We start from the raw sequence: 26,841 nt of genomic DNA, 5'->3' as shown, positions 1-26,841 counted from the left end.
CTGTCCGTACCGGCGGATCAGCCGCTGATGGTGGCGATCACAGAGCCTGCGGAGACCGTGTCGCCGGTAGCTGCCGAGAGGCCCGAGAGGGTCCCTGACTTGTGGGCCGTCAGGGGCTGTTCCATCTTCATGGCTTCGAGCACCACGATGAGGTCGCCCTCGTCGACGACGTCACCGTCGGCTGCCGCCACCTTCACGATGGTGCCCTGCATGGGGGACGTCAGCTCGTCGCCACTGACCGCAGCCTTGCCCGCCCGCGCACGGGAGGACTTCTTGGACTTGGCCGGAGTGCCTGCCTTGCCGTTCGACGGAGCGCCGAGCCCGGAGGGAAGGACCACCTCGAGGCGGCGCCCGCCGACCTCGACGGTCACGCGTTGGCGGGAATCCTCCTCGGCGGTGGGCTCGGCCGGGCCCTTCCACGGTTCGATGGTGTTGTTGAATTCGGTCTCGATCCATCGGGTGTGGATCGAGAACGGTCCGTCGGCGGGGGCGAAGGCGGGATCAGCGACGACGGCGGCATGGAAGGGGAGCACGGTAGGCATCCCTTCGATCACCATCTCGCCGATCGCGCGACGTGCCCGCTGGAGAGCCTGCTCCCGGCTGGCACCGCTGACGATCAGCTTGGCGAGCATCGAGTCAAAGTTCCCGCCGATGACTTCACCGGCCTCGATGCCGGAATCGACGCGGATACCGGGACCGGTGGGGAGCTTGAACGTCTGCACGGTGCCCGGAGCAGGCAGGAAGCCGCGGCCTGCATCCTCGCCATTGATGCGGAACTCGAAGGAGTGCCCGCGCACCTCCGGGTCGCCGTACCCGAGAGCCTCGCCCCGCGCGATGCGGAACTGCTCGCGGACGAGGTCGATGCCCGTGACCTCCTCCGAGACGGGGTGCTCCACCTGGAGCCGCGTGTTCACCTCGAGGAAGGAGATGACGCCGTCCCGTCCCACCAGGAATTCGCAGGTACCGGCACCCTGGTAGCGGGCTGCCTTGAGAATGGCCTTGGACGCCTCGTAGAGCCGGGCGTTCTGCTCGTCGGACAGGAAGGGAGCGGGTGCTTCCTCGACGAGCTTCTGGTTGCGTCGCTGCAGGGAGCAGTCGCGAGTGGAGACCACCACCACGTTCCCGTGTGCGTCGGCGAGGCACTGGGTCTCGACGTGGCGTGGCGCGTCGAGGAACCGCTCGACGAAGCACTCGCCCCTGCCGAAGGCCGCCGTCGCCTCGCGGACCGCCGAATCGAAGAGTTCAGGGATCTCCTCATGGCTGCGGACCACCTTGATTCCGCGTCCACCACCGCCGAAGGCTGCTTTGATGGCGATGGGCAGACCGAATTCCAGCGCGAAGTCGATGACTTCCTGCACCGACCCGACAGGGTCCCTGGTACCGGGGACCAGGGGGGCTCCGACGCGCTCGGCGATGTGGCGCGCCTGGACCTTGTCCCCGAGTTGCGAGATGGAGTCCGGTGAGGGACCGATCCACGTGATGCCGGCGTCGATCACGCGCTGTGCGAACTCCGCGTTCTCGGAAAGGAAGCCGTAGCCGGGGTGGATGGCGTCGGCCCCGCTGCGCTGCGCTGCGGCCAGGATCCGGTCCATGACGAGGTAGGACTCGGCTGCGGTCTCGCCGCCGAGCGCAAAAGCCTCATCGGCCATCCGTACGTGGAGCGCTTCGCGATCGGGTTCGGCGTAGACGGCGACCGAGGTGATGCCCTCGTCCCGAGCCGCCCGGATGATGCGGACCGCGATTTCCCCCCGGTTCGCCACCAGGACCTTCGTCACCCTGTGATGCTGTTGACCGGCGTTGGTGTCGGTGTTGCTGCTGATACTGGTGTGTTCCGACGGGGCGAGACGGGGCTGATTCATGGCGCGGTGGACTCCTTCTTCTCAGATCGGAGCCTAACCCGCTTTGGTGGCTTCCGCCCATGGATCGTGCTGATCGCGAGTGTTGTACAGCGATCCTTTGTAGGGAACCTACAAGGAGGAGGACTTGTCCCACAGGGCGGTGATGGGCACCCCTGCGGAGTGCAGGAGGGAGCGGAGCGTGGAGATGCTGAGCCCGACGACGGCGTGCGGGTCGCCGTCCACGCGGTCGATGAAGGCACCCCCGAGACCGTCGATCGTGAAGGCTCCCGCGCACTGAAGTGGTTCGCCGCTCGCTACGTAGTCCCGGACCTCGGCGTCGGACATGGCACCGAAGTGCACGGTCGCGGAGGAGACCCTGCCGATCGTGGCGCCGGATCCGCCGTCGCGCGTGTCCACGAGCCAATGCCCGGTGTGGAGCACGCCGAAGCGCCCACGCATGCGGCTGATCCGCTCGATCGCGACGGCGGACTCGTAGGGCTTGCCATGCGCCTCACCGTCGAACTCGAAGACGGAGTCACAGCCGATCACCAGGGCGTCCTCGGCGACCTGCAGCGAGGCGACCGCTTCGGCCTTGGCGCGCGCGAGCAGCAGGGAGGTGTCGTGCGCATCGAGGTCACCGTACGAAGCGACGACGGCGGCTTCATCGACGTCGGACACGAGGATCGAGTGATCGATACCGGCTTCGGCGAGAAGTTTGGTGCGGGCAGGGGACTTGGACGCGAGAATCAGTCGGACGGTCATGCTCCAAGCCTAGGGGCCCGCCCTAAGGGATTGGTGGGTGCCGGTCCCGTTCCGACGTTTCGACGGGACCGGCAGGATCCTCACCAGTAGTGCGCGACGTCGACCACCACCCTCGAACCGGCACCGGGACCGGGTACCACGAAGACGCGGACGGGAAGCTTGGCCCGGACCCCGACTCCGAAGCTGGTGTGGCCTTCGTAGCTTCCGCCCGTCGCGACCTGGCGGAAGGTCGAGTAGCCCGCGACGTTCACGAGCTCCCTCCGGTTAGCGGGTCGGTAGGTCGGCTTGTAGTTCCCGTCGTAGGAGGGAGCGATGACTGTCACGGAGAGGCGTGCGCCACCCCGGAGCGGAATCGGCAGGCCTGACCCTATGCCTGTGAACTGGGTGACGTACCGGGCTGAGTATCCGGAGACGGGGCCGCTGACATCAATGACGAGGCGATCGAAGCAGCCGTGCTGGCCGGAACGGACGTTGGTGATGGGAGCGGAGTAGGTGGGGGTGTAGGCAGTTTTCGCCGTCGAACCCCATGTGATGCCGCAGTAGGCGGCGGATGCCGGCGGTGCCCCTGCGAGGCCGAGGCCTGCGGTAAGGGCGAGGGCGGCGAGTGTGGCGGAAAGTTTCTCCGTCAGGCGCGATTTGTTCATAGCGCACCACCTTGTCGTGCTGGATAGGTGCCTTCATGGTGCTCCCGACCACGGGGAAAAGCGCCGCCGTCAAGAGGAACGGCACCGAATCGTTAGAAGTACACCGAAACGTTAGCTTAAACGCCGAACGGCCCGCCCCTGATCTGTTGGGGCGAGCCGTCGGATGGTGCTGCAGGTGGTTACCGGGTGATCGAGGCCGAGATCCCGTCATTGGCTGCGGTGGGATCGATGTCCTCGAGGACGCTGTCATCCGCGAAGGGGTCTCCCGTGCGCTGGGCGTTGTAGAGCTCGAGGTCGAGCAGCCCCTCACGCCTGGCGACGATCGTCGGGATGAGTGCCTGGCCCGCCACGTTCACGGCGGTGCGGCCCATGTCGAGGATCGGATCGACGGCGAGCAGCAGACCGACGCCGGCCAGGGGGAGTCCCAGCGTCGAGAGCGTGAGGGTCAGCATGACGACGGCGCCGGTGGTCCCCGCAGTCGCTGCGGAGCCGAGTACCGACACGAGCGCGATCAGCAGGTACTGCGTCAGTGACAGGTCGATGCCGAAGAACTGGGCGACGAAGATCGCGGCGATCGCGGGGTAGATGGCGGCGCAACCGTCCATCTTCGTCGTTGCTCCAAGGGGGACTGCGAAGGAGGCGTAGCCGCGGGGAACGCCCAGGTTCCGCTCCGTGACGCGTTGCGTGAGGGGGAGTGTGCCCACCGAGGATCGTGAGACGAAGGCGAGCTGGATGGCGGGCCAGGCGCCGGAGAAGTACTGCTTGACCGACAGTCCGTGCGCCTTGATCAGGACGGGGTAGACGGCGAACAGCACGAGTGCGAGTCCGACGTAGACGGCGATGGTGAACTTGCCGAGTGAGCCGATGGTGTCCCACCCGTAGACCGCCACCGCGTTGCCGATGAGACCGACGGTACCGAGCGGTGCGATGCGGATGATCCACCAGAGGACTTTCTGGATGACGGCCAGCGCGGAGGCGTTGAAGGTGAGGAACGGCTCGGCCTGCTTGCCCACCTTGAGGGCCGCGATGCCGACGGCGATGGCGACGACGAGCACCTGCAGGACGTTGAAGTTCAGCGCCGTGGTGACCGCTCCGGTCTCGGCGACGCTGGACGAGGCCTGAAGACCGAGGAAGTTGGCGGGGATCAGCCCGGTCAGGAACGCCCACCAGCTGCCGGTGCTGCCCGTGTACTCGGCGGGCTGTGTGGCGTCCGTGCCGGCGCCGGGCTGGAAGACCACGCCGAGCGCGATACCGATGACGACCGAGATCAAGGCGGTGATGGCGAACCACAGCAGGGTCTGGCCGGCGAGCCGGGCCGCGTTGTTGACTGCACGGAGATTCGCGATCGAACTGACGACGGCCGTGAAGATCAGGGGCACGACGGCGGCGCGCAGCAGGGCCACGTAGCTCGAGCCGAGAGTGGCGAGCGTGGTGCCGAGCCCGGTGGGCGTCTCCTGGGTGTGACCCGAGTATTTGGCGAGGAGCCCGAGGGCGAGGCCCACGACGAGCGCGGCGATGATCTGCGGCCCGAAGGACGTCATCCAGCGGGGTAACCCGCGCCGGGAAGGCAGGGAGTTCAGTTTGGTAGACACGACCGAAACACTAGGGCGGTCCTTATACCCAAGCGAAGCGGGAGTTGCGAAATGTTACGCGGCCGGAGCGCCCGTAGGGGGATGCAGCCGGCGCTCCTGCCGCGTGCAACCGCCGTCGTTCCTGGTTTTCACCCCCCGGAACGGGTGTCGCGGCGAGACACGCGGCCTATTGCGGCAATCCGCAGCAATAACCAGGAACGACAGCGGGCGGGGACGCTGCGCCAGGTGGTGGCGCTCGCTGCCGCGTGCAACCGTCGTCGTTCATGGTTTTCGCCCACCGGAGTGGGTGTCGCGGCACAACACGCCGTCTGGTGCAGCAATCCACAGCAATAACCACGAACGACGGCGGGCGGGGACGCTGCGGCAGGTGATGGCGCTCCCGCCGCGTGCAATCGCCGTCAGCGGGGGGATGCCGGGGACGCTGCGCCAGGTGGTGGCGCTCGCTGCCGCGTGCAGCCGCCGTCGTTCCTGGTTTTCACCCGCCGGAACGGGTGTCGCGGCGAGACACGCGGCCAATTGCGGCAATCCGCAGCGATAACCAGGAACGACGGCGGGAGGGTCAGACCAGCGGCGGGCGGGTCAGGACACCAGTGCCAGGCGGGTCAGGACACCAGCGGCGGGCGGGTCAGGACACCAGTGCCAGGCGGGTCAGGACACCAGCGGCGGGCGGGTCAGGACACCAGTGCCAGGCGGGTCAGGACACCAGCGGCGGGCGGGTCAGGACACCAGTGCCAGGCGGGTCAGGACACCAGCGGCGGGCGGGTCAGGACACCAGTGCCAGGCGGGTCAGGACACCAGCGGCGGGCGGGTCAGGACACCAGTGCCAGGCGGGTCAGGACACCAGCGGCGGGCGGGTCAGGACACCAGTGCCAGGCGGGTCAGGACACCAGCGGCGGGCGGGTCAGGACACCAGTGCCAGGCGGGTCAGGACACCAGCGGCGGGCGGGTCAGGACACCAGTGCCAGGCGGGTCAGGACACCAGCGGCGGGCGGGTCAGGACACCAGTGCCAGGCGGGTCAGGACACCAGCGGCGGGCGGGTCAGGACACCAGTGCCAGGCGGGTCAGGACACCAGCGGCGGGCGGGTCAGGACACCAGTGCCAGGCGGGTCAGGACACCAGCGGCGGGCGGGTCAGGACACCAGTGCCAGGCGGGTCAGGACACCAGCGCCGGGCGGGTCAGGACACCAGTGCCAGGCGGGTCAGGACACCAGCGCCGGGCGGGTCAGGACACCAGCGCCCGGCGTAGCGTGTCCAGACCGACGGACCCGAGGTTGAGGGCCCTGGTGTGGAAGGCGCGGAGGTCGAAAGCCTCTCCCTCGCCTGCCCGCACCTCGTCACGGACCTGCTCCCAGAGGCGCTGGCCGATCTTGTACGACGGAGCCTGGCCCGGCCAGCCGAGGTACCGCGTGTATTCGAAGCTGAGCTGGCCCTCGCTGATGGCGATGTTCTCCTTCAGGAAGTCGTAGCCCTTGTCCGGCGTCCATGTGCCCTGACCCCAGCGCTCAGGCACCTCCAGCTCGAGGTGCACGCCGATGTCGAAGACGACGCGGGCTGCGCGCATGCGCTGGGCATCGAGCATGCCGAGGCGGTCGCCGGGATCGGAGAGGAATCCGAGCTCCTGCATGAGGCGTTCCGCATACAGCGCCCAGCCCTCCCCTTGCCCTGAGACCCAGATGGCGTTGCGACGCCAGGGATTGAGCAGCGCGCGCTGGTAGGTCGCCGTCGCTACCTGCAGGTGATGGCCGGGGATGCCTTCGTGGTAGACGGTGGTCGTCTCCTTCCAGGTGGTGAACGAGTCCTCGCCCTCGGGCACCGACCACCACATGCGGCCCGGACGGGAGAAATCGTCGCTCGGGCCGGTGTAGTAGATGCCGCCCTCATTAGTGGGGGCGATCCGGCACTCGAGGCGCCGCATCACGTCCGGGACGTCGAAGTGCACGCCGGCCATCGCGTCCACGGCCTTGTCCGACAGCTCCTGCATCCAGGCCTGGAGCGCATCCGTGCCCTGCAGCTGGCGGGCCGGGTCCTCGTCGAGGATGCGCATGGCCTCGCTGATCGACGCACCCTTGCTGATCTCGTCGGCGACCGCCTCCTGCTCGGCGATGACGCGGTCGAGCTCCTCGACCCCCCACTGATACGTCTCCTCGAGATCGACGGCGGACCCGAGGAACCGGCGGGACATCAGGGCGTAGTGCTCCCGGCCGACGGCGTCCTTCTCCGGCGCGGTGGGAAGGAGATCGTCCTGCAGGAAGGCCGCGAGGCCGCTATAGGCGCCGCGTGCAGCTTCCGCACCGGATCTCAGCTGCTCCCGCAGTGATTCCGGCAGGTCGCCGTCGTCCGCGCTGACGGTGGCGCCCAGGGAATCGAAGAACCCGCCGTCCTCCGCATATTTGGCCGACTGCTCGATCACGATGGCGACCTGGCGACGGGCGGCGACCAAGCCTCGCTCACGGCCTTCGCGGAGGGAGGCGATGTACCCGTCGAGGGCGGCCGGGATGTTGGCCATGCGCCCGGCGATGTGGGTCCAGTGTTCCGCTGTAGCGGTCGGCATGAGATCGAAGATCGCGCGGATGTTCTGGGCCGGGCAAGCGATGTTGTTGAGCTCCGAGTAGTCGAGCCCTGCCTCGTGGATCTCGAGATCGAGGCCGAGACGCTCGCGCATGGCGTCGAGCGTGACGACATCGACGTCGTCGGCGGGCTGGAGGTTCTCCAATCGGCGCAGGGCATCACGGGCGGCTTCGGCGAGGGCCTTGATCCCGGCCGGTGAGTAGTCCTGGTATTCGGTCTCGTGTCCGGCCAGGCCCAGTTCGGTGGCGAAGTTGGGCATCAGGTCGAGGAGTGTCTCGTAGTACGACGTCGCCACGGCATCGATGGCGGTGGACTGGCGTGCGGGCTGCGCGCCGGGGGCTGGGGCTGGAGTGTTGTGGGTCACGCCCTGAGCCTAGCCCGGGCAGTTGCCGGAGGCTACCGTCTCCGGGCGAGCAGGACCGGTGCATTGCCTCCCCTGCGAGCGACCTTGAAAGGCGCAGTGCCTGGTGGCGCCCCTCCGAAAAAGCTGGTGGACTCTCCAGGGTGCAGTCGAGTCGACCGATCTCGGGCCGCCATCCCACCACAGGAGGACTGAGATCCATGACGACGCCAGCACACCCCATCCTCGAGAACGACCGTACCTCCGAATGGTTGGGTATCGACGTGGACCGGGCGGATTTCGGCGACGTGCAGATCCGGATGGTCATCCGGAGGGAGATGGTGAACGGCTTCGGCATAGCCCACGGCGGGATCATCTTCGCTTTCGCCGACACGTGTTTCGCCCTTGCCTGCAATGACCCTGCCGGCGACTCCTCGACCATCACGGTCGCTTCCGGCGCCGACATCTCCTTCGTGGCGTCCGCCCTCGAGGGCCAGACCCTCACCGCCGTCGGCACAGTCCTCACCCGGACCGGGCGAAGCGGGCTGTACGACGTCCACGTCACCTCGGGCGACACCCTGATCGCTGAGTTCCGAGGGCGCAGCCGCACCGTAGCCGCACCACAAATCTGACGTGATCCCTGCTCGACGCCGGTCCGGCCACCACAGGTTCCCAGGAGTTGCCGCGGCCCGAGGAGCAGCGCCGCGCTCAGCGGACGCTACGCCGCCATGAGCCGGGCCCGGGCGTCGGACCGAGCCGGAGCAGGGCCCTACGGACCCAGGACCGCCCCTGATCGGGAGCGTCCGTTGCCTCCTCCGCACCCTGCAGGGCGACGACGACGGCGGTGAGCGCGACGAGCTCCTCATCGGAGGGGTTGCCGGACACGACGGTGAGGAGCGGAGCGTCCTCGACGGGATCAGGACGCGCGGGCGCGGAGGACCGGGGATCGTCCTCGGGCCTCGCCTTCCTGCCCGTCACAGCGGGATGTTCCCATGCTTCTTGGCGGGGTTGGACGCCCGCTTGTCCCTCAGCGCGCGCAGCCCGCGGACGATGTGCAGGCGGGTCTCCGAGGGCGCGATGACGGCGTCGACGTAGCCGAGCCCCGCAGCCTGGTACGGGTTCAGCAGTTCTTCCTCGTACTGCTGCACGACGTCGGCGCGTGCGGCCTCGACGTCGCCTCCGGCGTCGGCCACTGCCTTCAGCTGACCGCGGTACAGGATGTTGACGGCACCCTGCGCGCCCATGACGCCGATCTGCGCGGTGGGCCAGGCGAGGTTGAGATCCGCTCCGAGCTTCTTCGAACCCATCACGATGTAGGCCCCGCCGTACGCCTTCCGCGTGATCACGGTCAGCTTCGGCACGGTGGCCTCGGCGTAGGCGTAGAGCAGCTTGGCGCCGCGGCGGATGATGCCCTGGAACTCCTGGTCCTTGCCGGGCAGGAAACCGGGCACGTCCACGAGGGTCAGGATCGGGATGTTGAAGGCGTCGCAGTGCCGGACGAAGCGGGCAGCCTTTTCCGAGGCGTTGATGTCGAGGGTTCCGGCGAACTGCAGGGGCTGGTTGGCGACGATGCCGATGGTGTGGCCTTCCACCCGGGCGTAACCGGTGACGACGTTCGGCGCGTACAGCGCCTGCATCTCGAGGAAGTGGCTGTCATCCACGATCGCGCTGATCACCGCGTGCATGTCGTACGGCTGGTTCGCGGCGTCGGGGATGAGCAGGTCGAGGGCAAGATCCTCGTCGGTCACCTCGGGTTCGTCGACGAACGCCGTCAACGGTGCTTCGGCGAGGTTGTTCGACGGCAGGAAGTCGAGGAGCTCGCGGACGAAGCCGATGGCGTCCGCCTCATCGGTCGCGAGGTAGGCGGATGTTCCCGTCGTCGTGTTGTGCTGCCGTGCGCCGCCGAGCGTCTCCATGTCGACGTCCTCGCCGGTCACCGTCTTGATGACATCGGGGCCCGTGATGAACATGTGGGAGGTCTTGTCGACCATCACCACGAAGTCGGTCAGCGCGGGGGAGTAGGCCGCTCCACCGGCGCAGGGCCCCATGATCAGGGAGATCTGCGGGACCACGCCGGAGGCATGGACGTTGTTGCGGAAGATGTCCGCGAACATCGCCAGCGAGGCGACGCCCTCCTGGATGCGCGCCCCGCCGCCGTCGTTGATGCCGATGACCGGGCAACCGTTGCGAAGGGCGAATTCCTGCACCTTCACGATCTTCTCGCCGTTGACCTGGCTGAGCGAGCCCCCGTAGACGGTGAAGTCCTGGCTGTAGATGGCGACCTGGCGTCCATCCACCGTCGCGTACCCGGACACGACGCCGTCGCCCAGGGGTTTCTTCCGCTCCATGCCGAAGGCTGTGGAGCGATGGACCGCGAGTGCGTCGAACTCGACGAACGAGCCCTCGTCGACCAGCAGCTCGATGCGCTCGCGAGCCGTGTTCTTGCCGCGCGCGTGCTGCTTCTCGATCGCCTCGGGACCGGAGGGCTGCTCCGATAGCGCCGTGCGCCTCCGGAAGTCGGCGAGCTTCCCGGCCGTCGTGGTGAGGTCGGGCTGCAGGTCCTGGTGCATTGATACTCCGGTCGGCGGGTGGATGGGGCGGCGCCGCGTAGGTCCCGGCCGGAACTGGAGGTTTCCGACAACGAGCAGCGCAATCACCCCAGTCTAGTGAGGTTCCGGAGGCGCGCCGTTGTAGGACGCCTACAGTTTCCGCCGTCATCGGTTAGCCGGACCGCCGTAGTTACCGGTCAGTAACATCGACGCGTCGCAGGCTGTCCAGGCGCCCCGGATTGCTTATGGTGGAGCCATGACTGCACGCAACGAAGCCCAGGAACCGCACGCGGTGAGCGCGGGGACCGACGGCGTTCCCCCGCTCGCGGGACGCACCATCATCATGTCGGGTGGGAGCCGCGGCATCGGCCTTGCCATCGCCCTCCGCGCTGCACGGGACGGCGCGAACATCGCCCTCATGGCCAAGACCGGCGAGCCCCATCCCAAGCTCGAGGGCACCGTCCATACCGCTGCCGAGCAGATCGAGGCGGCAGGAGGGCGGGCCCTGCCGATCGTGGGGGACGTGCGGAACGACGACGACGTGCAGGCGGCCGTCGATGCCGCGGTCAGCACCTTCGGCGGGATCGACATCGTGGTGAACAACGCGTCCGCGATCGACCTGTCGAAGACGCCCGACGTCGACATGAAGCGCTACGACCTCATGGCCGACATCAACGTCCGCGGCACGTTCATGCTCAGCAAGTTCTCCCTCGAGGCACTGAAGCGATCGGTGAACCCGCACATCCTCACCCTCTCACCGCCCCTGAACCTCGCGCCCAGGTGGGCGGGCATGCACCTCGCCTACACCATGGCGAAATACGGGATGAGCCTGACCACCCTCGGCCTCGCGGAGGAGCTCAAGGATGACGGCATCGCCGTGAACTCGCTGTGGCCCGCCACCCTGATCGACACCGCCGCCATCCGGAACATGCCGGGCGGGAGCCGCATGGTGCAGGCCGCCAGAAGCCCCAGGATCGTCGCCGACGCGGCCTACGCTCTGCTCATCCGGGATGCCCGCAGCTGCACCGGGAACTTCTACACGGACGAGGAGGTGCTGCGTGAGGAGGGTCTGACCGACCTCACCGGCTACAGCCTGGGGGCTCCCGAGGCTCAACTCGTCCCGGACATCTTCCTCTGACAGCCCGGCTCGGAGGGGAAGGCCCCTCTCCGGATAAGATCGATGCCATGTCCTCCCGCTATTCCAACCTCGAGCGACCAGGCCTCGACCTGGGCGCGCTGAGGTCGGCGCTGTGCATGCCGGCGGGTCCCTTCTCGCGGCTCGACATCGTGGACAGGACCGGCTCCACGAACACCGATCTGGTGGAACACGCCCGGCGGGAGACGGCGGGCTGGCCCGATCTCAGCGTCCTCGGAGCCGAGGTGCAGACCGCCGGCCGCGGACGGCTCGACCGCAGCTGGGTGGCACCCGAGCGCTCGTCGCTCTTCGTGAGCGTGCTCCTGCGGCCGTTCAACCGGCAGGGACGGCCCGTCCCCACCTCCGCCTACTCGTGGTTCTCCCTCCTCGGAGCGCTTGCGCTCGCCGAGAGTGTCGAGGACCGCACGGAGATCGCCCCGCAGCTCAAGTGGCCCAACGACGTCACGGTCGACGGCCGGAAACTGGCCGGAGTGCTGGCGCAGTTCGTCCCGGGCTCGGGCGCCGAGCCTCCCGCGGTCGTCGTCGGGGTGGGGCTCAACGTCAGCCTCACCGATGACGAACTTCCGGTCCCGACGGCCACGAGCCTGCTCCTCGAGTACTCCGGAACAACCGATCGGAACATCCTGCTGAAGTCCTTCCTGCGGACGTTCGCCGATCACTACAGGGCCTTCTGCGACGTCGACGGTGACGCCGGCGCGGCCTGGGACAGCGGGCCGTCCCTGCTGGCCCGCGTAGGAGAACGCATGACCACGCTCGGCCAGGACGTGCGGGCCGAGCTGCCGGGAGGCGGCTTCCTGAGCGGCCGCGCGCTGAGCCTCGACGGGCAGGGCGCGCTCGTGGTGCGCGACGACGACGGCGAGCGGCACACCATCTCGGCGGGCGACGTCGTGCACCTGCGCCCCCAGGTGTAGGCCGTGCGCATCAAGCTGCTGCCCGGTGAGCGTGTCCTCGTGCGCACCCGGCCCACCCCGCTGCCGCTGGTCGGACCGGTGATCGCGGGCTTCCTCCTCCTCGCCGTCGGCGGCTTCAGCCTGGGATTCCTGGCCGGCCGGGACGTCCTGGGGCTCGGAGACTGGCGGTTCGTCCTGTTCGCCGCAGCCCTCGGCGTCGTCGTGCTCCTGCTCCTGCGCGTCGTCGTCCGTCCGCTGGTCCGGTGGTCCAGCAACCGGTACGTGCTGACGAGCATGCGGCTCATCCATCGGCGGGGAGCGGCCCGGCGCTCGGAGCACCAGATCAACCTGTCGGCGATCTCCCAGCTGCAGACGGAGCAGGGATTGCTGCAGCGCCTGGTCGGCAGCGGGACGCTGATCGCAGACCTCGGATTCGACAGGGCGCATGCCTACAGGGACGTTCCGCAGATTGCAACGTTCAAGGAGTATGTGGTGCAGGCGATCAGCGACCTTCCCCTGACCCGCATGTTCGATGGTGTAGACATGGAAATCGATCCGCAGTACGCCCGCGGCAGCATGGTGCGGGCACAGCAGGAATGGGCGCGGCAGGAATGGGCACAGCAGGAATGGAGGGGCGGGCAATCATGACAGTCGAGGACCGCCACGAGTCCGGGCAGACGGCACCGTCCGCAGCAGGGGGAGCCGAGGGAGCCGGAGAACCTCACGGCGCCCTGCTGGATGCGGGGCAGTTCGACGACGCCCCGGACGCGGCTGCGTCGACGGCGTCGAAGGCCGTGTGGCAGCTCCATCCCGATATGGCGACGGCCGGGTCCGACGACGCGCCGGCCACCGGGTCGGCGGGGCCGATCGAGCTCGATCGGGAAACCATCCGCCGCCTCGAGCGTGAGCTGCTCGGCGCCGAACGTACGCTCAAGCGCCGCGACATCGCGGCCGGTGCGGGCGTCTCCCTCCTGTCCGCCCGCAAGCTGTGGCGCGCGATGGGCTTCCCGAACATCGGCGACGACGACATCGCGTTCACCGAGAAGGACCTCAGCGCCCTCACCACCATCATCGACATGGTCCGCCAGGAGCAGCTCACCGAGGATGCGGCCATCTCCATCACCCGTGCCGTCGGCCAGATGACGGACCGCATGGTCGTCTGGCAGATCGAGGCGATCGTCGAGGAGATGGTCGCGCAGCGTGGCCTCACGGACGCGGATGCGAGGAAAACCCTCGTGTCGGAGCTGCCCGACCTGATCGAACCCCTCGAGAAGACCCTCGTCTATGCCTGGCGCCGGCAGATGAACGCTGCCGTGCAGCGGTTGGCGCTACGCGCGGAATCGGGTCTGGCCTCCAGTGAGGCCGGGCGCGATGGCGACGAGCAGGACGCGCCGCTGCCGCTCGCCCGCGCGGTCGGTTTCGCCGATCTCGTCTCCTACACGAGCCTCTCGCGGCAGATGAACGAGCGCACGCTGGCGCAGCTCGTGCAGCGGTTCGAGAACAAGAGTGCGGAAATCATCTCCGTGGGTGGCGGTCGCCTCGTGAAGACCATCGGCGACGAGGTCCTCTACATCGCCGAATCACCCGAGGCCGGGGCCGAGATCTCGCTGGCGCTCGCAAAGGCCTTCACGGAGGACGAATTCCTGCCGTCCGCACGCTGTTCCCTCGTCTGGGGCAGGGTGCTCTCGCGCCTGGGCGACATCTACGGCCCCACCGTGAACCTGGCGGCCCGCCTGACGGCGCTCGCCGAACCCGGGGAGGTGCTCGTCGACGGCGCGACGGCGGCCACCCTCGACCAGAACGAGAAATTCGTGCTGACGCCGCACGAACCCCGGCAAGTACGCGGCTTCGGCGAGGTGCTGCCGGTGACCCTGGCGCGGGGCACCGGTACCGGGATCATCCTCGACTGACAGCGGTTCATCCGCGACCGGAGTGGATGGGGAGGACTCCCCATCCACTCCGCGTTGGCACAGCGTCGGGGCCGTGCAACACTGCTAGCAACCACCATCCTTCTCCCGTCCTCCTTCCGGGGCGTCGCCAGGTCTCATCGGTGGCCGCAGGACCGATCAAAATGGGGCAAGAAGAGTGAAGTTCGAAGGTCTCAGGCGTGCGCAGGCGAAGCATCGGCGCGCCCTCTCCACTGCCGTCGGCACGGCCGTCACGGGCGCCGTCGTCGCCGGTGCCCTGCTCTACCCCGGCTTCGCGACGGCCGACGTCGACCTGAACGACGGCGGCGTGTGGGTCACCAACGAGAACCTCGGGATGGTGGGGCACCTCAACTACCAGTCCCGCCTGCTCGACGGCGGCTACGCGGCCAACAGCGACGCCTTCGACCTCCGGCAGGACGCCTCGACGGTGTTCAACATCAACTCGGACCAGTCGAAGGTCAGTCCCGTGGACATCGCCAACGTGGTGCGCGGCACCGAGGTACAGCTGCCGGGGGCCGCCGTCCTCGGTATGGGCGGAACCACCGTGACCGTCACGGACGAGACCTCAGGAACGGTGTGGATCACCACGACCGCCCAGCTCGGCGCCTTCAACGACCAGGAGGAGGACCCGGTGTCCTCGGGGCCGGGATCGGTCGCAGCGGTCTCGCCCACGGGGCGTGTCGTCGTCGCGAATCCTGATGCCGGGACCATCACCACCTACGACGTCGGCCGGGACGGGACGTATGACGAGCCCGAGATCCGCGAGGCACCGGAGCTCTCGGACACGGGTGACCTCCAGATCGCCGTCGTGGGACAGGATGCGGTCGTGTTCGATCCCGCTTCCGGCCTCGTGATCCTTCCGGACGGCACGACGCTGACCTTCGAGGACACCGAACGCGCGAAACTCCAACAGAGCGGGCCCGCCGCCGACCACGTGGCCATCGCCACCGAGACCTCGCTCATCCAGCAGCCACTCGACGGCGGGGACGCGGTCGTGACGGCCATCGGCAACGGCCGGCCCGCAGCGCCCGTCCGCCAGGGCACGTGCCTGCACACGGCGTGGGCCGATGCGGCGACCTACATCCGGGACTGCCTGGACGAAGCCGACGACCAGCAGGCGGACATCCCCAACCTCGGTGCCGAGTCCAGCCTCGTCTTCCGCGTCAACCGCGACGTGGTGGTGCTCAACGACGTCGCCGCAGGGGACGTCTGGCTGGTGCAGCAGAACCTCGAACTCGTCGACAACTGGGGGGACATCATCCCGCCCAAGGACGAGTCCGACGAGGAGGACGAGGAGTCGGCCAGCGAGAATCCGGTCAACACCCTGCCCGACCGCTCGGGCGAGAACCGCCCTCCGGTCGCCGCCGATGACAGTTTCGGTGCGAGGGCCGGGCGCACGACCATCCTGAACGTGCTCGACAACGACACCGACCCGGACGGTGACCTGCTGACGGCCACGCCGGCCGGCGGGCAGCCGCCGTCGGGTACGGTCCAGAGCATCTACGACGGTGCGGGCATGCAGATCGTGGTGCCCGCCGACGCGCCGGTGGGACGTAGTACCTTCCGCTACGAGATCGAGGACGGGCGCGGCGGCTCGGCCAGTGCGTCGGTGACCGTCGACGTCCGCGGAGCCGACACCAACGAGGCGCCGCGTGCCAAGCGGCCCACGACGATCCTCGTGGAGCAGGGCCGCAGCGTCAGCCAGAACATCCTCAACACCTGGCAGGATCCCGACGGCGACGACCTGTTCCTCGTGAGTGCTTCCCCCACGCCCGACGGCGACCAGGTCCGCACCCGCTCCGACGGGCTGCTCACCTTCCGCGACGTCGGCAAGAGCCAGGGGTTGAAGGAGGTCGAGGTCATCGTCTCCGACGGGGTCGAGCAGGTCGAGGGCACGATCGTGTTCGACGTCCGCGCCAACGGCGTCCTGCCTCCGGTCGCCAACTTCGACCACTTCACGGCGGTCGTGGGCCAGGAGGTGCAGCTCTCCCCGCTGAAGAACGATCTCGATCCTGCCGGCGGGCAGCTCAGCCTGGCGAAGGCCGATACCACCGGCGGGGACGCGCCGATCACGCCCGACTACGACACCGGGACCATCGCCTTCACGCCGTCCGCGGCCGGCACCGTGTACGTGGAGTACCTCGTGACGAACGGCCCGCAGACGGCGAGTGGGCTCATCAGGGTCGATGCCAGGACCAGCGGCATCGAAGGTGCACCGGTGGCGGTGCGGGACGTGGCGCTCCTTCCCCGGAACGGCGACGTCCTGGTGGACGTGCTCGCCAATGACACCGATCCGACCGGCGGCGTGATGGTGGTGCAGTCCGTGACCGCCCCGGACGGTTCACCGCTCGACGTCGCGCTCCTCGACCACAACATCCTGCGGATCCATGACGTCCGCAGCCTCACCGAGCAGACCACCCTCACCTACACCGTCTCGAACGGCACCGCTTCGGCGACCGGCGAGGTCAGTGTGCTCTCCGTCGCGGGTCCGGAGACCCTCCTGCCGCCGCAGGCGACGCCCGACGCCGCGACGGTGCGCGTGGGCGACGTCGTCAACATCCCGGTGCTCGACAACGACACGCACCCCAACGGCGACATCCTGACTCTCGATCCGGTGCTGGCACAGTCCGTGGACGTCGCGGACGGCCGCATCTTCGCCTCCGAGAACGTGCTGCGCTTCGTCGCCGGGCCGACCGCCAAGACGGTCTACGCGATCTACAACGTCAAGGACAGCACCGGGCAGGTGGACTCCGCAGAGGTGCGGATCACCATCAAGGCGCGCGACGACGCCAAGAACGCGCAGCCCGTGCCGAAGAACCTCGAGGGACGCGCCATCGCCGGGTCGACCATCCGGATCCCGGTCCCGCTCGACGGCATCGACGCGGACGGTGACTCCGTCTTCCTGGTCGGGATCGACAGCGCACCGCGACAGGGTGCGGCCGTGCCCGGTACGAACTACATCGACTTCACCGCATCAGCCACGGGTGCGGGCACGGACTCCTTCACGTACAAGGTGCGCGACCGTTTCGGCCTGGAGAACACCGGTACGGTCCAGGTGGGTATCGCCCCCGCTGCCGAGTCCAACCAGCAGCCCGTGGCCGTGAACGACGGCGTCATCCTCCGGCCGGGCAGAGCGATCGCCGTGGAGGCCCTCCGCAACGATTCCGATCCCGACGGCGACCCCGTCCAGCTCGTCCCCGAGGCCCTGTCGGCGGCTCCCGCGGAGATGGCCCCGGAGATCAGGGACGGCCGAATTCTCTTCACGGCGCCCGAACAGCAGGGAACCTTCAACGTCCGCTACCAGGTGACCGACGGCCGGGGAGGCACGGCGGACGGCAACATCACCGTGACCGTGGACCAGAACGCCGAACTGCTCCTGCCGATCGCGCGTGACGATCGGGTGGAACCCTCCGAGACGCGCGGCGAGACCGCCGTCGACGTCCCGGTCCTGGACAACGACGAGGATCCCGACGGCGTCCGTGAGGACCTCGAGGTCACCGTCGACCCCGCGTTCACCGGCGTGACCGTCACCGGCGACGACGTCGTCCGGGTGAACCTGACCCCGGAGGACCAGCTCATCCCCTACGAGGTCGAGGACATCGACGGGGGAGTGGCGCGCGCCGTCATCTGGGTGCCGAGCCTCGGCGAGCAGTACCCCACCCTCGTCTCCGAAGCGCCGATCGAGGTCACCGCGGGCGAGGACCTCGTCCTCGATCTCGGTGAACTGGTCGAGGTACGAGAGGGACGCACCCCCCGCGTCACCGTGGCGGAGAAGGTCGTCGCCATCGGTGTCGACAACCAGGCCGAGGTCATCAGGGATCCCGCCACCCTCGTCTACGGTGCGGACATCGACTACGCCGGCCGCGGCTCCATCACCTTCGAAGTGACGGACGGTTCGGGGCCGGATGACCCGGAGGGGCTCAGGAGCACGCTCACCATCCTGACCAATGTCCTCCCGGCCGTGGACCGGAACATCCCGCCGACCCTGACATCGGGCTCGCTCGAACCCGCGATGGCGGAGCCCGCCGTCGCACTGGACCTCCGGCAACTGGCCTTCGACGCAAACCCCGAAGACGCCGACACGCTTGCGTTCGCCCTCGAGGGCGGGATCCCCCCGGGTTTCGAGGCCCGGCTCGACGGCTCGATGCTCGAGGTCGGTGCGGCAGATTCAGCACGTATCGGGACGGTGGGACAGCTCGGCATCTCGGTCACGGACGGGGAGGAGACGGCCATCAACACCGTGTCGCTCACGGTCCTCGCCTCCAGCCGCCCGCTCGCCGTCGCGAACACCGACGTCGTCGCGAAGGCGATCCAGGGCGAGCCCGTGACGGTGCCCGTCTTCGAGAACGATGCGAACCCCTTCGACGACGCCCCGCTGACCATCGTGGACGTCATCGCCGACGGCAACGGCAGCGCAACCCAGCAGGGGGACACGGTGGTGGTGACCCCCGCTGCGTCCTTCGTGGGGAGCATGACCGTGCAGTACACCGTCGGGGACAGAACCGAGGAGAGCAACCGTTTCGTCACGGGGCAGATCCAGCTGACGGTCGAAGGCAAACCCGGGGTGCCGGGCACTCCGACGGTCGAGTCGACGCGTAGCAGGACCGTCGTGATGTCCTGGGATCCGCCTGCGAGCAACGGCTCGCCCATCACCAACTACACGGTGACGAGTGCGAACGGCGTCAGCCAGGACTGCCCCACGACGACCTGCACCATCACGGGACTGACCAACAACGTGGAGTACGTCTTCCAGGTCACGGCGACCAACGCCAACGGCACCTCCGATCCGTCACCGGCCAGTGCCCCCGCACGGCCCGACACCAAGCCCGACCAGCCGGCGCCTCCCACCCTCGTCTTCGGCGACAGGGCGCTGACGGTGAACTTCACACCGCCCGGCAACGAGGGCTCGCCGATCGAGGGCTACGAGCTACAGATCTCGCCCGCGCCGCCGAACGGCGCCGTCCAGCGATCGGCCGCAGGCGGTCCTGTGACCTGGGAGGGACTGGAGAACGGCACGGCGTACAAGGTGCGCGTCCAGGCGCGCAATGCTGCCCCGGACCCCTCGGACTGGAGCGACTATTCGGCTGCCGAGACCCCGGCGGGACTTCCCGGCGTGCCCCAGGCCCCGACGACGACGCGCGCACAGTCCGTAGGCGCGCAGAGCCAACTGGCCGTCGACTGGAACGACGCCGACCCCAACGGCGCCCCCGTCACCAAGTACCAGGTGCAGGAGTACCGCGGGGGAGCCCTCGTGCGGACGCTGCCCGAATTGCCCGCTTCCTCGCAGACCATCACCGTGGACAATGCGGAAGCGGATTACTCCTATGCGGTGCGCTCGTTCAACAGGGCGGGCTGGTCCGGGTACGGTGCACAGTCGGCACCGAGGCGTGCCGTCGGAAGCCCGGCGCCGCCCGCCCCACCGCAGCTGGTCGAAGCCAATACCGGTGGTGCGGGACGCGCCGTCACGATCACCTACAGCCCCCTGTCACCGGCGCAACGCAACGGCGCCCGGGAGAACGAGGTCTCCTACCAGGCCAGCTTCAACGGCGGTGGGTGGCAGCCAGTCAGCCAGAACCAGACCGTGGGCGGCTTCCCGAACGGCCAGGACGTCGCTGCGACCATCCGCGCCCTCGTGACCAGCGACGGCGCGAGTTACACCAGCGATCCGGGTGCGCCGTCGGCTGCCGTGAAGCCCTTCGGGTCGCCGGGCGCGGCGACGGCCTCCGGGCGGGACGCTCCGGAAGGCGATGCGAGCGTCGACCTCGGCTGGGGTCCACCGAACAAGGCCAACCACGATGTTGCCCGGATTGAGATCCGTATCGATGGTGGTGGTTGGGAAGCAGTACCGGACAGCGGGGCACGGAGTGTGAACGGCGGCTACGAGCAGGACCACACCATCCGTGTCCGTGCGGTCAACTCGCGCGGTACGGCGGGTCCGGAAGCCGCTGCCACCGCCCGGGCCGGTGCGGAGAAGCGACCCGACCAGGTGCCGACGACGCTCCACGGGAAGATGGAGCGGAGCTGCACGGACACGGCGAATGCAGCGAGCTACGACCCGAAGAAATTCACCTGCGACGGAATCAGCGCCGATCGTGAGCCGTGGTTCTATGCCGGACAGAACTTCACGGTCGGGTGCTACATCACCCACCGGGACGGCTACGGGACCACCGGCAACTGGTACAGGATCGTCAGTTCACGCAACAACGGCCGTTACGTCGATGCCGGGCACACCGTCCTCGGGCAGCCGAGCAAGGCGAGCCCCGGCCCGTGCTGAGGCGGCAGCGGGACTCACGGCGAGTCCTGCCCGTGGGGGGCGCCAGGTGCGCCGTTACACTGATGCAGGCACGCCTCTGATGCGTGCTTCAGGTCTCCGGGGGAATTCAGCGTGAAGTCAGCCAGTTTCGACGCGCGCGGACGCAAGTCCGTCAGCGCCGTGTCCCTAGCGGTATTGGGGGCGCTCGCCATCACCGGCGCCGTTGTTCATCCGGGCGTCCGCACTGCCGACGTCGACCTGAACGACGGCGGCGTCTGGGTCACGAACCTCGCGCAGGGCAAGATCGGGCACCTCAACTACCCGTCCCGTACGCTCGACGGGGGCCTGCTCGCGCCGAGCAATTCCTTCGAGGTGCTGCAGCACGAGAGCTCGGTGTTCACGAGCAATCTCGACCAGGCGGGTGTGGCTCCGGTCAGCACCATCACGGTGACGCTTGGCGAGGAGGTCGCGCTCCCGTCCTCGGGGGAGCTCTCCTTCGGCTCCGCTCACCTGATGCTTGTCAACAGCACCGACGGAACCGTGCGCACGGCTCCGGCCGTCGCTCCCGCGCTCTTCGCCGAGACGGACGCGGAACCACTTGTCGAAGGGAAACCGGGACTCGCGGCGGCGATCGGTCCGGACGACACGATCGTCGTGGCCGATCCCACCGCGGGTACCGTCACCACCTACGTTCCCTCCGGCGACGGCATCTTCGCCGAATCGGAGACGCGGAAGGTCGAGGAGCTGCTCGGCGCCGAGGAGCTCCAGGTGGCGCTCGTCGGTGATCAGCCCGTCGCCTTCGCCCCGGTAGCAGGCGAGCTGTTCCTGCCCGGTGGAAGAACGGTACCGATCGCCGGGTCCGAGGACGCGCAGCTCCAGCAGAGCGGGCCGGACAGCGACATCGTCGCACTGGCGACGGCACGCAGCCTCGTCGCCGTGCCGCTCGATGGATCCGACCCGGAGACGACGGACGTCGCGGCCGGCTCGCCCGTCGCCCCGGTCCAGCTCGATGGATGCATCCACGCCGCATGGAACGGTTCGGGTCGGTATGCCAGGAACTGCGTGGACGACGCCGCTGATACGTCCGTGGACATACCGTCCGTCGGTGCCACCTCGCAGCTCGTTTTCCGTACCAACCGGGACGTGGTCGTGCTCAATGATGTCCTCGCGGGTGACACGTGGCTGGTCCAGGACAACATGCAGCTCGTGCAGAACTGGGACGACATCATCCCGCCGCCGGACGAGTCCGACCAGGAGGAGGACGAGTCTGCGGACGAGGATCCCGTCACGACGCTTCCCGACCGAACCCAGGAGAACAAGCCTCCGGTGGCGGAGGACGACGAACTGGGTGCGCGCGTGGGCTCGACGACGATCCTGCCGCTGCTCGACAACGACGCCGACCCCGACGGCGACCTCCTCACGGTGGTGGCACGCGGCGACTTGGGCGATGCAGGCACACTGCAGCAGGTCTACGATGCAACCGGCCTGCAGGTGGTCGTCAGCCAGGACGCCCTGCCGGGGCGGCAGGTGTTCGATTACGAGGTGGACGACGGCCGTGGCGGCACCGATACGGCGCAGGTCACCCTCAACATCAAGAGCCTGGACGGCAACGAGGCCCCGAACCAGAAACGGAAGACACGGCTGACGGTCGAGCAGGGCCAAAGCATCGAGCAGAGCATCCTCTCCGACTGGACCGATGCCGATGGCGACGATCTCTACCTCGCCGGGGCATCGACCGCCGGAGGGACGGACGGGCTGCAGTTCCGCGAGGACGGTCTTCTCACGTTCCGCGACAACGGCACCGACCTCGGCGAGAAGAAGGTCGACGTCGCGGTCTCGGACGGGCGCTCCACCAGCGACGGCGTCGTCATCATCGACGTGCAGCCTGCGGGGAACGTGCCGCCGGTAGCGACCCCGGACCATGTGACGGTCGCCGTGGGCGAGGAGCTCCTCGTGGCGCCGCTCGACAACGACCTCGACCCTTCCGGCCGCGGCCTGCGTTTGACCCGCGTGAGCGGTGGTGAGGGTGCCACCATCACTCCCAACTACGAGGTCGGCACCTTCACGTTCTCGTCGGAGGTCCCAGGAGCGGTGTACCTCGACTACGTCGTCGCCAACGGACCGGCCAGTGCCCCCGGGCTGATCCGGGTCGACGTCGTCCTGGACGCAGGGGATGCCGGGATGCCCGTTGCGGTCAAGGACACCTCGCTGCTGCCGGCGGGTGGCCAGGCCCTCGTCGACGTCCTGGCGAACGACGCCGATCCGGGCGGGGGAGTCCTCGTGGTGCAGTCGGTGGACCTGCCCGCCGGTGCGCCCGTCACCGTGGCGATCCTCGATCACAACATCCTGCGCATCAGCGACACACAGGGCCTGCGCGAGCGGCTGACCTTCACGTACTCGGTGTCCAACGGTGCTGCCTCCGCGAGGGGCGAAGTGTCCGTCGTACCCGTTCCGGCTCCGGAGAAGCTCCAGCCTCCACGCGCCGTGGAGGACGAGGTGACCGTTCGTGCGGGGGACGTGACGACGATCGATGTCCTCGCCAACGACACCCACCCGGACGGTGAGGACCTGATGCTCAATCCGGTGCTCACCGAGACCGTCGGCGCCGGTCAGGGTCTCCTCGCGGTATCCGGGAACACCCTCCGCTTCCAGGCGGGTGACACGGCGGGGACCTACCATGCTGTCTATGCCGTACGCGGTCCGGACGGGCAGGAGGACTCGGCGCAGGTGACCCTGAGGGTCAAGGCCCTGAGTGAGGACAACGCCCGCCCACTGCCCCGGACGATCAGGGCGCGCGCGATCGCGGGCACCACCGCACGCATACCGATCCCACTCATCGGCATCGACCCCGATGGCGATTCGGTGGCACTGATCGGCATCGACACGGCGCCCAGTAAGGGCACCGTGAAGGTCGGCTCGACCTTCGTCGAATACACGGCCGCAGCCGGCACGTCGGGCCAGGACTCCTTCAGCTACGTCGTGCAGGACCGACTGGGCGCCCGATCCGTCGGCACCGTGCTGGTCGGCGTCGCGCTCCCGACGACGGTCAACCAGAACCCCGTCCCGCTCGACGACGCCGTCGATGTCCGGCCGGGTCGGCTGATCACCGTCGACGTCCTGGCCAACGACTCCGATCCCGATGGCGACGCGCTTTCCCTGCCGGCGGACGGAGTGGAAGCGGACCCAGGGCTCGGTGCCGCCGTCGTCGACCGGAAGATCACCTTCACCTCGCCCGGTACGCCCGGAAACACCGCCGTGAGGTACCGCGTGGAGGATCCGCGCGCGGGAGCGGCCATCGGCACGGTCCGCGTGCAGACCCGGCCGGACGCCCCGAGTCTTGCACCCGTGGCGTTCGACGACCGCGTGGCATTCGCCGACACTCTCGGGCGCGACGCGGTGGACATTCCCGTGCTGCGCAACGACATCGACGAGGACGGCTCACCGAGCGAACTGGCCATCACCTTCCCGCTCGGGACGGAGACGGCCAGCACGGCCGACGTGGCGCAGGAGGACGGCACCGTCGTCCGGATGGTCACCGTGGCGCTGCTCCCCGAACCGCAGATCTTCCCGTACACGGTGACGGACGAGGACGGCCTGACGGCCACGGCCTTCATCCACGTGCCCGGGCTGGCCAACCAGCCTCCCGCCCTCGCGAACACCGAGCAGCTCGAGGTGGTCAGCGGCCAGGAACTCGTCCTGGATCTCGACGAACTGGTGGTGGTGCGGGAGGGCAGGTCGCCCTCGATCACCGATGACGCGAAGGTCACCGCCGTCGCCTCCGACAACGCGCCGCTGGTGCGGGACGCGACGACCCTGGCATTCACCTCGGCGGAGGACTACTCCGGTGCCGCGTCCGTGAGCTTCGAGGTCACCGACGGTTCATCCCTCGAAGATTCCGACGGTCTGTCATCGGTACTGACGCTCAGCATCCGTGTGCTTCCCGATCCGGACCGGAACCACGTCCCGGAGGTCCGGTCCACCCAGCTGCGGGTAGCCCAGGAAGAATCCGCCGAGCTCGATCTGGCCAGGCTCGTGACGGAGAAGGATGAGCAGGACCTCGATTCGCTGAACTACGCACTGGTGGGGGACGCCCCCTCGGGCCTCTCACCGGCACTCGACGGGTCCACGCTCACGGTCTCGGTCGGTTCCGCCGCCCGCGGCGGTCCCTACCCCGTGTCGTTCGCCGTCTCGGATGGACGCTCCGATCCGGTGCAGGCCACGGTGGAGGTCACGGTCACAGCGTCGGATCGCCCCCTCGCAGTCGCGAACGACGACGTCATCGCCGACGCCGAGCAGGGCCGCACCGAGAGCATCCCCGTCCTCGCGAACGACTCGAATCCCTTCCCCGACTCCCCGCTGCGGCTGATCCGCGCGGACACCGAGACGGGGTCCGGCAGTGCCACCGTCGAGGGTGATGCCGTCGTCGTGACACCCGCCGAGGACTTCGTGGGCACACTCGTGGTCCGCTACCGCGTGGGTGACCGGACGCAGGACGCCGAGCGCGAGGTCGAAGGCCGGGTGCGGTTGACGGTGCGCGGAGCACCGGACGCGCCGTCGCTGCCGGTCGTCGACGAGGTACGCAGCCGCACCGTCGTGCTGTCCTGGGACCCGCCTGCGAACAACGGCGCCGCCATCACCGGCTACACGGTGACCGGAACCGGGGGATTCGCGCAGCAGTGCCCGACCACCACCTGCACGCTCAACGGCCTGACCAACAACGTCGAATACTCCTTCACCGTGACCGCCGAGAACGAGGTGGGCGAGTCCTCGCCGTCCGTAGCGTCGGCGCCCGCCCGTCCTGACGAGAAGCCGGATGCCCCCCAGGCACCGACCCTCGTATTCGGCGACAGGTCGCTCCAGGTGCGCTGGGTCGTGCCGACCACGGAAGGTTCACCCGTGGAACGCTACGACCTCGAGATCTCACCGGCTCCGCCCGCCGGCAGCTTCCAGAAGACGGGTCTCACGGGGACGACGACCGAGTGGACGGGCCTCGAGAACGGCATCCCCTACCAGGTGCGCGTGCGGGCGTTCAACCAGGCTCCAGACCCCTCGGACTGGGGGGCGTACTCGGCTGCCGAGATCCCGGCAGGGCCGCCCGGCGCCGTCCCGCAGCCGGCTGCACAGGTCTCGAGCCAGGGCGGGGCATCGAACTCCATCCTGTCCGTCTCCTGGCCGCAGCCCACTGCCGCGGGCAAGAACGGTGCCGAGATCGATGCCTACACCCTGACCACCCTCCGCGGCGGGCAGGTGACCAGCACGCAGGAGTTCTCCGGCTCGGAGTTCTCCGCCTCGGTCTCCGTGGAGAACTCCGCGAGCCCGTACACCTTCACGGTCTCGGCCCGCAACAAGGCAGGGGCCGGTCCGGCCAGTGCTCCGTCCGAACCGCGGCAGGCCGTCGGAGCGCCCGGAGCGGTGCCCGGCGTCAGCGCAACGCCGGGTGACCGGCAGCTGACCGTCACCAACGGTGCCGCCCCGGCCAACGGGGCGACGGCGGACCAGACACGCTATGAGTATCAGCTCAACGGCGGCGCCTTCTCGGCGTTGCCCGCGGACAGGACGATCCGTGGACTCGCCAACGGAAGCGCCTATCGTGTGGGCATCCGTGCCGTGAATGCGGCGTCGGGTAGCAGCTTCCCCGGGCCTGCCTCGCAATCCAACGAGGCGGTTCCGTTCGGTAGGCCCAACACCCCGGGCATCACGAGCAGCCCTGCTGAGCAGCGGGTCACTTTCGCCATCGGTGGCACCCCCACGAACGGCCGCCCGATCTCCTCCGTCGCGTGGACCACGAGTACCGGACAGTCCGGCAAGGTCCCCTCCGGTGGCGGTTCCGCCACCGGAGGCTCGGGCTACGACCAGGACGTGTCCATCACCGTGACGGTGACGGACTCCGAAGGGCAGACCTCGACGACGTCGCACACCGGTAGGACCGGGCCCACGCCGCCGCCGCCCACCCGCAGGACGGTGCTGAACGATACCTATATCTCCGGCGGGTGCGAATATCCATCGCCCTCCGGGCCCACCGCTGATTCGGAGGCGAGCTGCCGGGCTGCCGGTGGGACCTGGCAGAGGAACGGCTTCCAGTTCGAAGCCAGGTGCATCCGGCAGGGCGGTTCCTACCCGGTCTACGAGCAGCAGGCCGGCGGTGGTGTGACCCGGACGGGGTCCAACACCGAATGGGTCGGCAGGAACAACGGCGGCTGGTTCAAGATCACGGCCCTGGAGTTCCCCGACGGACGACCCGAGGGCTCCTGCTGACAGCCTGGTCCACGACGGCATCACGATTTTCACGACGATATGGCACTCCAGCACTCTTGCAGGAC

14 protein-coding genes are annotated in these 26,841 nt (G+C 68.6%); 7 read left to right on the top strand and 7 right to left on the bottom strand.

Annotated features, from left to right (window positions below; translation table 11 throughout):
* Nucleotides 1-17 precede the first annotated feature (17 nt).
* The 5 genes from D6T63_RS06655 to D6T63_RS06635 form a co-directional block, all read right to left on the bottom strand.
* Complete coding sequence (locus D6T63_RS06655) at nt 18-1,859, bottom strand: acetyl/propionyl/methylcrotonyl-CoA carboxylase subunit alpha (protein WP_120148226.1); 1,842 nt, start codon at nt 1,857-1,859, stop codon at nt 18-20.
* A gap of 108 nt (nt 1,860-1,967) precedes the next feature.
* The gene (locus D6T63_RS06650) at nt 1,968-2,600 is read right to left on the bottom strand and encodes a Maf family protein (protein WP_120148225.1); all 633 of its coding nucleotides are present in this window, start codon (nt 2,598-2,600) and stop codon (nt 1,968-1,970) included.
* An 80-nt stretch (nt 2,601-2,680) separates the two neighbouring features.
* Nucleotides 2,681-3,244, bottom strand: a complete 564-nt coding sequence (locus D6T63_RS06645) for an AMIN-like domain-containing (lipo)protein (RefSeq protein ID WP_120148224.1) — start codon at nt 3,242-3,244, stop codon at nt 2,681-2,683.
* A gap of 179 nt (nt 3,245-3,423) precedes the next feature.
* The gene (locus D6T63_RS06640) at nt 3,424-4,785 is read right to left on the bottom strand and encodes a dicarboxylate/amino acid:cation symporter (protein WP_182976926.1); all 1,362 of its coding nucleotides are present in this window, start codon (nt 4,783-4,785) and stop codon (nt 3,424-3,426) included.
* A gap of 1,274 nt (nt 4,786-6,059) precedes the next feature.
* Nucleotides 6,060-7,769: a DUF885 domain-containing protein gene (locus D6T63_RS06635; protein ID WP_235830590.1), complete on the bottom strand. Its 1,710-nt coding sequence runs from the start codon at nt 7,767-7,769 to the stop codon at nt 6,060-6,062.
* A gap of 197 nt (nt 7,770-7,966) precedes the next feature.
* Here D6T63_RS06635 and D6T63_RS06630 point away from each other — a divergent pair, with 197 nt between their 5' ends.
* Nucleotides 7,967-8,377 carry a hotdog fold thioesterase gene (locus D6T63_RS06630; protein ID WP_120148222.1) on the top strand — a complete coding sequence of 137 codons (411 nt, stop codon included), beginning with the start codon at nt 7,967-7,969 and terminating at the stop codon, nt 8,375-8,377.
* Between the two features lie 76 nt (nt 8,378-8,453).
* Here the strand turns inward: D6T63_RS06630 and D6T63_RS06625 are convergent, their stop codons facing one another.
* Together D6T63_RS06625 and D6T63_RS06620 are read right to left on the bottom strand one after the other, a co-directional pair.
* The gene (locus tag D6T63_RS06625) at nt 8,454-8,723 is read right to left on the bottom strand and encodes an acyl-CoA carboxylase subunit epsilon (protein WP_120148221.1); all 270 of its coding nucleotides are present in this window, start codon (nt 8,721-8,723) and stop codon (nt 8,454-8,456) included.
* Nucleotides 8,720-10,303 (bottom strand): acyl-CoA carboxylase subunit beta, encoded by a 1,584-nt coding sequence (locus tag D6T63_RS06620; protein WP_120148458.1) that lies wholly within the window; start codon nt 10,301-10,303, stop codon nt 8,720-8,722. Before D6T63_RS06620 ends, D6T63_RS06625 begins: the two co-directional genes overlap by 4 nt.
* Nucleotides 10,304-10,550: 247 nt before the next feature.
* Here D6T63_RS06620 and D6T63_RS06615 point away from each other — a divergent pair, with 247 nt between their 5' ends.
* The 6 genes from D6T63_RS06615 (at nt 10,551) to D6T63_RS06590 (ending at nt 26,776) form a co-directional block, all read left to right on the top strand.
* The gene (locus D6T63_RS06615; protein ID WP_120148220.1) at nt 10,551-11,432 is read left to right on the top strand and encodes an SDR family oxidoreductase; all 882 of its coding nucleotides are present in this window, start codon (nt 10,551-10,553) and stop codon (nt 11,430-11,432) included.
* 47 nt (nt 11,433-11,479) lie between these two features.
* Nucleotides 11,480-12,361, top strand: a complete 882-nt coding sequence (locus tag D6T63_RS06610; RefSeq protein ID WP_120148219.1) for a biotin--[acetyl-CoA-carboxylase] ligase — start codon at nt 11,480-11,482, stop codon at nt 12,359-12,361.
* Between the two features lie 3 nt (nt 12,362-12,364).
* On the top strand, nt 12,365-12,988 hold the full coding sequence (locus D6T63_RS06605) for a PH domain-containing protein (protein ID WP_120148218.1): 624 nt from the start codon (nt 12,365-12,367) through the stop codon (nt 12,986-12,988).
* The gene (locus D6T63_RS06600; RefSeq protein WP_407923712.1) at nt 12,985-14,250 is read left to right on the top strand and encodes an adenylate/guanylate cyclase domain-containing protein; all 1,266 of its coding nucleotides are present in this window, start codon (nt 12,985-12,987) and stop codon (nt 14,248-14,250) included. Before D6T63_RS06605 ends, D6T63_RS06600 begins: the two co-directional genes overlap by 4 nt.
* A gap of 175 nt (nt 14,251-14,425) precedes the next feature.
* Nucleotides 14,426-20,542, top strand: coding sequence for an Ig-like domain-containing protein (locus D6T63_RS06595; RefSeq protein ID WP_120148217.1), 6,117 nt, complete (start codon nt 14,426-14,428; stop codon nt 20,540-20,542).
* Nucleotides 20,543-20,653: 111 nt separating this feature from the next.
* On the top strand, nt 20,654-26,776 hold the full coding sequence (locus D6T63_RS06590) for an Ig-like domain-containing protein (protein ID WP_120148216.1): 6,123 nt from the start codon (nt 20,654-20,656) through the stop codon (nt 26,774-26,776).
* Nucleotides 26,777-26,841: the final 65 nt, after the last annotated feature.

It is taken from the genome of Arthrobacter cheniae (assembly GCF_003602275.1).
GTDB classification, from domain to species: Bacteria; Actinomycetota; Actinomycetes; order Actinomycetales; family Micrococcaceae; genus Arthrobacter_D; species Arthrobacter_D cheniae.
Note: the sequence above shows the minus strand (reverse complement) of the source record. Positions and strands in the feature narration are given on the sequence as shown.

Bases quoted from the DNA above. Each gene is read 5' to 3' on its own strand.
- D6T63_RS06655 (WP_120148226.1), bottom strand. From the start codon at position 1,859: ATGAATCAGCCCCGTCTCGCCCCGTCGGAACACACCAGTATCAGCAGC.
- D6T63_RS06650 (WP_120148225.1), bottom strand. From the start codon at position 2,600: ATGACCGTCCGACTGATTCTCGCGTCCAAGTCCCCTGCCCGCACCAAA.
- D6T63_RS06645 (WP_120148224.1), bottom strand. From the start codon at position 3,244: ATGAACAAATCGCGCCTGACGGAGAAACTTTCCGCCACACTCGCCGCC.
- D6T63_RS06640 (WP_182976926.1), bottom strand. From the start codon at position 4,785: ATGACGTCCTTCGGGCCGCAGATCATCGCCGCGCTCGTCGTGGGCCTC.
- D6T63_RS06630 (WP_120148222.1), top strand. From the start codon at position 7,967: ATGACGACGCCAGCACACCCCATCCTCGAGAACGACCGTACCTCCGAA.
- D6T63_RS06615 (WP_120148220.1), top strand. From the start codon at position 10,551: ATGACTGCACGCAACGAAGCCCAGGAACCGCACGCGGTGAGCGCGGGG.
- D6T63_RS06610 (WP_120148219.1), top strand. From the start codon at position 11,480: ATGTCCTCCCGCTATTCCAACCTCGAGCGACCAGGCCTCGACCTGGGC.
- D6T63_RS06600 (WP_407923712.1), top strand. From the start codon at position 12,985: ATGACAGTCGAGGACCGCCACGAGTCCGGGCAGACGGCACCGTCCGCA.